This window comes from Micromonospora sp. NPDC003776, assembly GCF_053605645.1.
Genome location: NZ_JBSGJR010000346.1, coordinates 1 through 7,452, shown reverse-complemented (window position 1 = coordinate 7,452; position 7,452 = coordinate 1). Strand labels below are relative to the sequence as shown.

At 74.6% G+C, this 7,452-nt stretch carries 6 protein-coding genes; 5 read left to right on the top strand and 1 reads right to left on the bottom strand.

All coding sequences use genetic code 11. The annotated features are described in order from the left end of the window. Positions 1 to 40 precede the first annotated feature (40 nt). Positions 41 to 1,024 (bottom strand): helix-turn-helix domain-containing protein, encoded by a 984-nt coding sequence (locus tag ACWEVO_RS24195; protein WP_452309804.1) that lies wholly within the window; start codon positions 1,022 to 1,024, stop codon positions 41 to 43. A 93-nt stretch (positions 1,025 to 1,117) separates the two neighbouring features. On the opposite strand from ACWEVO_RS24195, the gene recN reads away from it, so the two are divergent. The 5 genes from recN to murJ form a co-directional block, all read left to right on the top strand. Beyond that, positions 1,118 to 2,875 (top strand): DNA repair protein RecN, encoded by a 1,758-nt coding sequence (gene recN, locus ACWEVO_RS24190; RefSeq protein WP_452309803.1) that lies wholly within the window; start codon positions 1,118 to 1,120, stop codon positions 2,873 to 2,875. 118 nt (positions 2,876 to 2,993) lie between these two features. Then, the gene (gene steA / locus ACWEVO_RS24185) at positions 2,994 to 4,172 is read left to right on the top strand and encodes a putative cytokinetic ring protein SteA (protein ID WP_452309802.1); all 1,179 of its coding nucleotides are present in this window, start codon (positions 2,994 to 2,996) and stop codon (positions 4,170 to 4,172) included. Positions 4,173 to 4,199: 27 nt separating this feature from the next. Next, positions 4,200 to 5,123: a copper transporter gene (locus ACWEVO_RS24180; RefSeq protein ID WP_452309801.1), complete on the top strand. Its 924-nt coding sequence runs from the start codon at positions 4,200 to 4,202 to the stop codon at positions 5,121 to 5,123. Positions 5,124 to 5,184: 61 nt separating this feature from the next. After that, positions 5,185 to 6,048, top strand: coding sequence for a hypothetical protein (locus ACWEVO_RS24175; protein ID WP_452309800.1), 864 nt, complete (start codon positions 5,185 to 5,187; stop codon positions 6,046 to 6,048). Between the two features lies 1 nt (position 6,049). Then, positions 6,050 to 7,452, top strand: a 1,403-nt coding sequence (gene murJ / locus ACWEVO_RS24170; RefSeq protein WP_452309799.1) for a murein biosynthesis integral membrane protein MurJ, incomplete at its 3' end; no start/stop codon positions are given.

The window sequence follows — 7,452 nt, the reverse complement described above, 5'->3', positions numbered from 1 at the left end:
CCGCACTCGGGAAGCGGGGCCGGCGGCGGTGCCGGGCGGCTCAGATCCAGCCGCGCCGAGCCACCTGGAAGGCCAGCCCGGGGCGGGTGTCCACGCCGGCGACCGCCATCAGGTCGGCCAGCCGGCGTTGCACCGTACGCCGGCTCACCCCCAGCTGCGAGGCGATGGACTTGTCCGGCACGCCGGCCACGAAGAGCGACAGCAGTCGGGCCTCCTCGGCGTCGGGGCGCCACCCGTCGCGGCCCCGGTCGACGGGTGGGCCGGCCGACCGCAGCGGGGTGGCCATCAGCCAGTGGCTCTCGAAGAGCGCGAGCAGCGCGTCCAGCAGCTGACTGCGGCCGATCACCGCGGCCGTCGGTTCGCCGCTGTCCCGCTCGCCGACCAGCGGGCAGATGGCCGTCCGGCCGTCGACGACGGCCAGCCGGACGGGCAGCCGGTCCAGGACGCGGGCCTGTTCCCCGGCGCGTACGCCCTGTTCGACGTCCGCCAGCGCGCCGGGTTCGAGGAGCATCTCCCGCTCGTAGATGGCCCGGTAGCGGACCCCGCGGGCCAGCGCGTCGAACTCCTCGACGTTCTCCTGGCCGGGCATGGCCAGCGGGTTGGCCCGGCAGAACCAGACCACCTCGTCGCGGGCGCCGTTCTGCAGGTCCCGCAGCCGGTCGCGCAGCGCCCGCGCGCCGGTGACCACCTCGACCAGGTGGTCGGCGTGGTGCCGGCGGATCCCGGCCCGGTACTCCTCGGTGAGCTGGGTGACCGCCGCGCGGGCCGCCTCCAGGGCCTCCTGCCGGCGCAGCAGCGCCTCGCCGAGCGGGACGTCGGGTGCCAGCGGCCGCAGCGGGGCGTCCGGCTCCGGTCCGGTCGCCAGCACCAGTCCCTTGCCACGCAGCGCGTCCAGCTGCGCGACGACGACCGCCCTCGGGCGGCCCAGCCGTTCGGCGAGTTCCGCCACCCGGGCGGTGGTGAGGCGTACCAGGCAGCGGTAGAGCTGCTCCTCGTCCGGGGTCAGGCCGATCACGTCCAGCACGGGGCAGAACTGTACGGCGCGGCCGGACCGTGTCCACAGCCCCGCCCGCGTCGGCTGGCCAACTGTCGCAGGGCGCGTCTACTGTCGGGTGCTGTGCTGGAAGAGCTGCGCATCACCGGACTGGGCGTCATCGAGGACACCACGCTCCCGTTGACCGGCGGGATGAACGTCATCACCGGCGAGACCGGCGCCGGCAAGACCATGGTGGTGACCGGCCTGGGGCTGCTCTTCGGCGGTCGGGCCGACGCCGGCCGGGTCCGGGCCCAACCGGGCCGCGCGGTGGTGGAGGGGCGGCTGCGCCTGCAGGGCCGGGTGGCCGAGACGGTGCACGCCCGGATCACCGACGCCGGTGGCGAGCCCGACGAGGACGGGTCGCTGCTGCTGAGCCGCACGGTCACGGTCGAGGGCCGGTCCCGGGCCCACCTGGGCGGCCGGAGCATGCCGGTGTCCATGCTGGGCGAGGTCGGCGAGCAGGTGGTGGCCGTGCACGGCCAGTCCGACCAGCTCCGGCTGCTGCGCCCGGCCGAGCAGCGGGCGTCGCTGGACCGGTTCGCCGGTCCGGAGCACGAGAAGCTGCTCGACGCGCTGCGCGAGGCGTACACCCGGTGGCGGGCCGTGGTCGACGACCTGGCCGACCGGCGGCGCAACGCCCGCGCCCGCAACCAGGAGGCCGACCTGCTCCGGCTCGGCCTCGACGAGATCACCCGGGTCGATCCGCAGCCCGGCGAGGACGACGAGCTGAAGGCGGAGACGCAGCGCCTGGAGCACGCCGAGGGACTGCGCACCGCCGCCCAGCTCGCCCACCAGTGCGTGGCCGGCGGGGTGGAGGCGGCCGACGACACCCCCGACGCCGGCGCGCTGCTCGGCACCGCCCGGCGCACGCTGGAGGCGCAGGCCGGCACCGACCCGGCGCTGGGCGAGCTGGCCCTGCGGCTGGAGGAGGCGGCCACCCTGGTCGCCGACGTGTCCGCGGAGCTCTCGGCCTACCTGGCCGGGCTGGACGCCGATCCGGCCCGGCTGCAGGCGGTCTACGAGCGTCGCGCCGCGCTGCGCGCGCTGACCCGCAAGTACGCCGACGACGTCGACGGCGTGATCGCCTGGGCCGACCGGGCCCGCACCCGGCTGTCCGACCTGGACACCTCCGACGATCTCCTCGACGAGCTGGACAAGGAGGCGGCCCGGCTGGCGGGCGAGGTGGCCGAGCTGGCCGGCCGGGTCTCCACCTCACGGCAGGAGGCGGCGGTCCGCTTCGCCGAGCAGGTCACCGTCGAGCTGGCCGGGCTGGCCATGCCGCACGCCCGGATCGAGGTGGCGGTGCTGCCCCGGCCCGCCGGCCGGGCGGAGCCCAGCCTGACCGTCAACGGCGCCGAGGCCGGCGTCGGCCCGGACGGCGCCGACGAGGTGGAGCTGCGGCTGCTGGCCCACCCGGGCGCGCCGGCGCTGCCGTTGCAGCGGGGCGCGTCCGGCGGTGAGCTGTCCCGGGTGATGCTCGCCATCGAGGTGGTTTTCGCCGGTTCCGGCGGGCCGCCCACGCTGGTCTTCGACGAGGTCGACGCGGGCGTCGGCGGGCAGGCCGCGGTGGAGATCGGCCGGCGGTTGGCCCGGCTGGCCCGCAGCCACCAGGTGCTGGTCGTCACCCACCTGCCGCAGGTGGCGGCGTTCGCCGACCGGCACCTGGTGGTGGCGAAGGACACCGGGGGAGCGGTGACCACCAGCGGGGTGCGGGTGGTGGAGGACACCGAACGGGCTCGGGAGCTTGCCCGGATGCTGGCAGGTTTGCCGGATTCGGATCTGGGTATCGCGCATGCCGAGGAACTTCTGGCCGTGGCGGCCAAGGAAAGGCGTCCGTGACGTCGGGATTGTGAGCGCAAGCACACCGGCATGCGCTCCGGTGTGCTTCCCTGGGTAGGCGGCCCTGCTCAGGCATGTCGCGACAGCAAACCCTGCCTCACATGCCAGGATGGTCACGATGCGTCTACCCACGTTGCGCCGGAACCGGAGCGCGGAACCGGGCTCGATCCTCGGCACCGCGCGCCTCGACCGCCGGACGAAACGGCTGGTCGGCCGGCTGCGGCCCGGGGACATCGCGATCATCGACCACGTCGACCTGGACCGGGTGGCGGCCGACTCGCTGGTGGCCGTCGGGGTCGCCGCCGTCCTCAACGCCAAGCCCTCGGTCTCCGGGCGCTACCCGAACCTCGGCCCCGAGGTGCTGATCTCCGCCGGCATCCCGCTCCTGGACGACCTGGGCGAGAGCGTCTTCGAGCAGGTCCGCGAGGGCGACGTGGTGCGGATCGAGGGCAACACCGTCTTCGTCGGCGAGGAACCGGTCGCGCACGGCACGCTGCAGGACGCCGAGACGGTGGCCAAGTCGATGGCGGACGCCCGCGAGGGGCTGTCGGTGCAGTTGGAGGCGTTCGCCGCCAACACCATGGACTACCTCAAGCAGGAGCGGGACCTGCTGCTCGACGGCGTCGGCGTGCCGGAGATCCAGACCCAGATCCAGGGCCGGCACTGCCTGATCGTGGTCCGAGGCTACGACTACAAGGCCGACCTGGACGTGCTGCGCCCGTACATCCGGGAGTTCAAGCCGGTGCTGATCGGGGTGGACGGCGGCGCGGACGCCCTCGTCGAGGCGGGTTACACGCCCGACATGATCATCGGTGACATGGATTCGGTCACCGACGACGTGCTGCGCTGCGGCGCCGAGGTGGTGGTGCACGCGTACCCGGACGGTCGGGCGCCCGGCCTGGCGCGGGTGAACGGGCTGGGTGTGCCGGCGGTCACCTTCCCGGCCGCGGCCACGAGCGAGGACCTGGCCATGCTGCTGGCCGACGAGAAGGGCGCCTCGCTGCTGGTCGCCGTCGGCACCCACGCCACCCTGGTGGAGTTCCTGGACAAGGGCCGGGGCGGGATGGCCTCGACCTTCCTGACCCGGTTGAAGGTGGGCGGCAAGCTGGTCGACGCCAAGGGGGTGAGCCGGCTCTACCGGCAGAGCATCTCCGGCTCCTCGCTGCTGCTGCTGGTCCTCTCCGCGGTGGCGGCGATGGCTTCCGCCGTGGCGGTCTCCACCGTCGGGAAGGCGTATTTGGGCGTGGTCTCCGAATGGTGGGACAATTTCGTGTTCCAGCTCGGCCAGCTCTTCTAGCTCCCCGACGATCAAGAGGCTGCAAGCGTGATCAACTTCCGCTACCACGTGGTGTCCCTGACCGCGGTGTTCCTGGCGTTGGCGATCGGCCTGGTGGTCGGCACGGCCGCCCTCAACGGGCCGGTCGCCGATTCGCTGAAGGAGAACGTCAACGCGCTGCGCAAGGACAACTCGCAGATGCGCCAGTCGGTCAACAGCCTGCAGAAGGAACTGGACATGGAGGAGGACTTCGCCGCCGAGATGGCGCAGGTCGTCCTCCCCGGCAAGCTGACCGGCCACCGGGTGCTGGTGCTCAGCCTGCCCAGTGGCCGCGATCACACCGACGGCGTGGTGAAGATGCTCCAGCTCGCCGGGGCCAGCGTCACCGGCCGGATCGACATCCAGGACAAGTTCATCAACCCGGACAGCAACAACAACCTGCTGGAGCTGGCCAACGGCGCGCAGGTCCCCGGCCTGCCCAGCAACAGCCACGGGGTGGAGACCTCCAGCGCCCTGCTCGCCAGCGTCCTGCTGGACCGGCCGTCGGGCAGCCCGGCGGTCCCCGAGGCCGAGCGCCGGTCGGTGCTCCAGTCGTACGCGACCGCCGGCTACCTCACCCCGGAGGACAAGATCTCCGGGGCCGCCGAGGCGGTGGTGCTGGTCACCGGCCAGCCGTACGTCGACAAGGACTCGGCGAAGAAGGACGAGTCGGTGGTGAAGATCGCCGAGCAGTTCGACCGCAACGGGGCGATCGTGGTCGGGGGCATGGGCTCGGCGGGCGGCAACGTGGTCGCCGTGGTCCGCGGCGACCCGGTGCTCTCGCAGACCATCTCGACCGTCGACAACGCCAACACGGTGCAGGGCCAGCTGGTCACCACGCTGGCCCTGGTGCAGCAGGTCACCGAGAAGAAGGCCGGCCAGTACGGCGTCGGTGACAACGCCGCCTCGCTGCTGCCTAAACTGCCCCAGTGACCGCGGGGCCGGTGTCCGGTCCGTACCGCGGCGCGCTGGCATTCCGGATCGGAGGAGTCGCGTGAGACTGGGTCGGCTGCTGGCCGTCGGCGCCGGGGCGGTCGCCGCCCGCTATGTGCTGCGGGAGGTGCGGACCTCCCCGGCCGCGCCCACCCTGGAGCGGACCAACTTCCGGGGCCGTACCGTCACCCTGGCCGCCGGGCCGGCCCTGGCCGTCGGGGCCGCCACCGCGGGCGCGCTCGGCGCGGGCAGCGCCCCGGCCGGTGCCGCCGCGCTGCTCGCCGGGGTGGGTGCCGGCACGGTCGGGCTCTACGACGACATCGTCGGGGTGCGTCCCGAGCAGAAGGCCGCCAAGGGCTTCGGCGGGCACCTCGCCGCGCTGCGTGAGGGGCAGGTCACCGCCGGCCTCATCAAGATCGCCGGGGTGGGGATGGCGGGGCTCGGCGCGGCCGCCCTGCTCGCCGCCGACCGGCGGGTCGCGGCCCACCCGCGCCGGCAGCGCGCCGGCGCCCTCGGCCGTGGGATCGACGTGCTGCTCGGCGCCGGCGTGGTGGCCGGCACCGCCAACCTGCTCAACCTGCTCGACCTGCGGCCCGGCCGGGCGCTCAAGTCCGGCCTGCTGCTGGGTGCGCCGCTGGCCCGCGGCCCGTACGGCGGCATCGCGGCCGGCGCGGTCGGCGCCGCCGCCGGGCTGGTCCGCGAGGACCTCGACGAGCGGGTGATGCTCGGTGACAGTGGCGCCAACGCCCTCGGCGCGCTGCTCGGCGTGAGCCTGGCCGCGCGGACCGGCCCGCTCGGCCGGGCCGGTGTCCTCGCCGTGGTCGCGGCGCTCACCGCCGCCAGCGAGAAGGTCAGCTTCACCCAGGTGATCCAGCGGACCCCGGGGCTGCGGGAACTCGACGCGCTGGGCCGGCTCGCGGACTGACGTGACGAAACCGGCACCCCTCGCCGGCGCCGGCCGGGTGGCCGGAGCGGCCGCGCTCATCGCCGTCCTCACCGTGGTCAGCCGGCTCGCCGGCTTCGGCCGCACCGCCGTCTTCACCTGGACGCTCGCGCCCACCGACCTCGGCGGGGCCTACCTCGTCGCGAACAACGTCCCCAACTTCATCTTCGAGATCGTCGCCGGTGGCGCGCTGGCCAGCCTCGTCGTCCCGCTGCTCGCGGCGGCGGCCGAGCGCGGTGACCGCGCGGCCGTCGCGGCTACGACCGGAGCCCTGCTCAGCTGGGTCCTCGCCCTGCTCGTGCCGCTCGCCGTGCTGGTCGCGCTCTTCGCCGAACCGCTGGTCGCGCTGCAGGGATCCGGCCTCAGCGAGGTGCAGCAGCACGCCGGGGCGCGGATGCTGCGGGTGTTCGCCCCCCAGTTGCCGCTCTACGGCGTCGGCATCGTGCTCACCGGGGTGCTCCAGGCGCACCGCCGGTTCGCCTGGCCGGTGCTCGCCCCGCTGCTCTCCAGCGTCACCGTCATCGCCGTCTACCTCGGCTTCACCGCGGTGGAGGGGCGGCTGGCCACCGTCGGCGGGGTCAGCCGGGGCGGGGAGCTGCTGCTCTCCGGCGGCACCACGCTCGGGGTGGTGGTGCTCTCGCTGTCCCTGCTGATCCCGCTGCGCCGGCTGCGGCTGCCCCTGCGGCCCGGTTTCCGGTTCCCCGCCGAGGCCCGGGCCCGGGTCGGCGGGCTGGCCGTCGCCGGGCTGGTCACCGTCGCCGCCCAGCAGGTCGCCCTGATCGTCGTGCTCAACCGGGTCTCCTACGGTTCGACGGCCAACCCGGGCATCTACAACATCGCGCAGACCATCTACTTCCTGCCCTGGTCGGTGCTGGCCGTGCCGCTCGCGGTGGCCGCGTACCCGACCCTGGCGGCGGCGCGGTCGGCCGGCGACGAGGACACCTACCGGCGCACGCTCGCCCCGGCGGTGCGCGGGGTGGTGCTGTTCAGCCTGCTCGGCGCGGCCGCGCTGGTCGGCACGGCGGTCCCGGTCGGGCACTTCTTCTTCGCGCCCGAGACGGCCGGCACGGCGGCGGCCGGCATCGCCGGCTTCGCCCCGGGCCTGCTCGGTTACGGCCTGTTCGCGGTCCTCACCCGCGCCCTCTACGCCCGGGGCGAGACCCGGGCGGCCACCGTCGCCACCGCCGTGGGCTGGCTCACCGTGCCGGCGCTCGCGGTCCTGCTCGGGCACGCCCTGCCGCTGGCCGACCGGGTGCTCGCGGTGGCCCTCGCCACCTCCGCCGGCATGCTGGTGCTCGGCGGCCTGCTGGTCGCCGCGGTGCTGCGTTCCGCCGGGCGCGCGGCGCTGGCCGGCGTGGGGCGGGCCGGGGCCGCCGGGCTGCTCGC